This window comes from [Clostridium] fimetarium (assembly GCF_900111235.1).
GTDB classification, from domain to species: Bacteria; Bacillota; Clostridia; order Lachnospirales; family Lachnospiraceae; genus Clostridium_N; species Clostridium_N fimetarium.
Map to the genome: position 1 here is coordinate 1 of NZ_FOJI01000039.1, position 2,535 is coordinate 2,535.

A 2,535-nucleotide genomic window follows, 5' to 3' on the forward strand; every position below is an offset into this window, starting at 1 on the left:
AATTGAACAAAATCGCTACGCGATGGCCTACCAAGGTTGTGGCTAAGCGATTTTTTGTTATCTATTTTTAAAAGGCAGTAGAAAAAATTTCTGATATTTAGTATTGTTAAGTTACCACACCAAACAACTTCATATAGAAAGCCACTGCCTATGAAAATAATAACATTCCACAAGTGCCATGACAAGCACTTTTATGATGCAAATGCACCTCCATGTAAGGTAGTAACCAGTTAATTGTTATTACTTTTACATGGAGGATTTATTATGTACGAAAAATATTTATTAAAACTTGAGGAAGCAGGGAAAATTCGTAATCTTAAGGAGCGTTCTATTTCCTGTTATAAAAACTATGTTTCTTATTTCCTAAATTATGTTGGTAAAGAACCTGAAGACCTTACCTGTCAAGATGTCCGTGATTTTCTGCTTACAAGAAAGGATTCTGGCATAAAAGCAACTACTCTAAATCTCTACAATTCTGCCATCCGATTTTTTTATCGCAACGTCTTACGTATCCTTTGGGATGATATCACTGTTCCGCGGATGATTCAGGACCATCAACTACCAAAGGTTCTTACTCTTGATGAAATTGAACGTCTTCTGGATGCGACGGATGATATCAAATACAAAGCGATGATTTCTACCATGTATTCATCTGGATTGCGTGTCTCTGAGGTGATCCACTTGCATTATAATGACATATCCAGAACAAATATGCAGATTTTGGTGAGAAATACCAAGAATCGTATGGATAGATATACCATCCTGTCTAAACGTAACCTTTCTTTGCTGACAGAATACTGGTTTCAAAAAGGGAAACCATGCGAAATACTTTTTCCAAATAAATTTACTGGAGGCTATCTTACTGTAAGCACAATTGAGCAAGTAATGCGTAGATCTGTTACTACCGCTGAACTTGAATGTAATTATACTCCCCATTCACTTCGCCATAGTTTTGCCACTCATCTGATGGAGAATGGAGTAGAACAGCGAAATATACAAGCACTACTCGGGCATCGTGATCCAAAATCGACTGAAGTTTACCTTCATGTTAGCAATAAATCACTCATGGGTATTCAGAGTCCCTTTGATAAAAAGGAGGATGAATATCATGAATAATTTAACTGTCCAGGATGTTTTTTTGAAGTTCTATACGGATTATCTTGATAAATATACGCCATCCTTTCATCAACAGAAAACAGCAATCAACATCATCAACTGTAAGACAGGTGCTTATGGTACCAATGTCAGTGTATGTGATGATTGTGGTAGCACCCACCTTCACTACAATTCATGTAGAAACCGATGCTGTCCTATGTGCCAAGCACTCCCAAAAGAAAAGTGGATGGACTTAAGACGTGAAGATGTTCTTGATGCACCATATTTCCACGTTGTATTTACAGTACCAGAAGAACTTAATCCAGTCATTTACAGCAATCAGAAACTTCTATATGATACTCTGTATCATGCTGTTTCTGGTACGCTTGATGAACTTGCGTCAGATCCAAAACATCTTGGTGCAAAAATTGGATATATGTGCATCCTGCATACCTGGGGATCTGAGATGAATTATCATCCACATATTCATGTCATAGTCCTTGGCGGTGGTTTAGATTCTAAAAATAGTTGGAGGGACAATGGCTCTAAATTTTTCCTTCCTATTCGTGTTCTTTCTAAAAAGTTTCGTGGAAAATATATGGAAGAACTGAAATCTTTATGGGAAAACAAAAAACTGGAATTCCATGGTTCAGCATCTAGGTACAAAAATCATTATGCATTTAAGGAACTCATTAATTTCTGCTATGAAAAGGAATGGATTCCTTATAGTAAAGAAACATTTAATGGTGCCGGTTCCGTTATACAGTATCTTGGTAAATACACTCATCGAATTGCAATCAGTAATTATAGGCTTATCCAAATGACAGATACTACAGTCACTTTTTCTGTAAAAGATTATAAGAATCAAGGACAATGGAAGGAGTTGACGCTGACCGGAATAGAGTTTATTCGTCGTTTCTTGATGCATGTGCCACCGAAACGATTTGTCAGAATACGCCACTATGGGATTTTATCTTCACGTACAAAACAAAAGAAACTGACATTGTGCAGAAATCTCCTCGGATGCAAAAAATATATTTCCGAAATAAAAAATATGTCTGTACCAGAAATGTTGAAGCATCTTTGGAAAATAGATATCTGCGTCTGCAAAACATGCGGCGGTCATATGAGTGGCAATAATACACATACATTTATACGAGATTAATCCTCATAAATTCATACTTTTTTTAACCTCAGCTACTGAGGTCTGTTTGACGTGCAAAGATATTTGAACAGCACTAATTCATCTAGACTCTGCACACTAAAAGTGTTATTCTTTATGAAAAGAACAAAGATTGAATCCCCATAGTAACTGGCTATCCGGACGCTTACTTTGTTCAATTAGGACAAATCGAAAATGATGTAAACGAAAGGGCAGTTACTGGTGAGTGAAAACTGCTTTTTCGTTTACACCATCATCGATTCTATCCTAAAGAATTT

2 protein-coding genes are annotated in these 2,535 nt (G+C 36.4%); both read left to right on the forward strand.

Annotation, left to right across the window (positions count from 1 at the left end):
- Positions 1-264: 264 nt before the first annotated feature.
- Entirely contained in the window at positions 265-1,116 is an 852-nt protein-coding gene (locus tag BMY18_RS20580; protein ID WP_092458491.1) for a tyrosine-type recombinase/integrase, read from the forward strand.
- Entirely contained in the window at positions 1,109-2,260 is a 1,152-nt protein-coding gene (locus tag BMY18_RS20585) for an IS91 family transposase (protein ID WP_092458493.1), read from the forward strand. Before BMY18_RS20580 ends, BMY18_RS20585 begins: the two co-directional genes overlap by 8 nt.
- Positions 2,261-2,535 lie beyond the last annotated feature (275 nt).

Coding starts and splice junctions, on each gene's coding strand:
- BMY18_RS20580 (WP_092458491.1), top strand. CDS start 265: ATGTACGAAAAATATTTATTAAAACTTGAGGAAGCAGGGAAAATTCGT.
- BMY18_RS20585 (WP_092458493.1), top strand. CDS start 1,109: ATGAATAATTTAACTGTCCAGGATGTTTTTTTGAAGTTCTATACGGAT.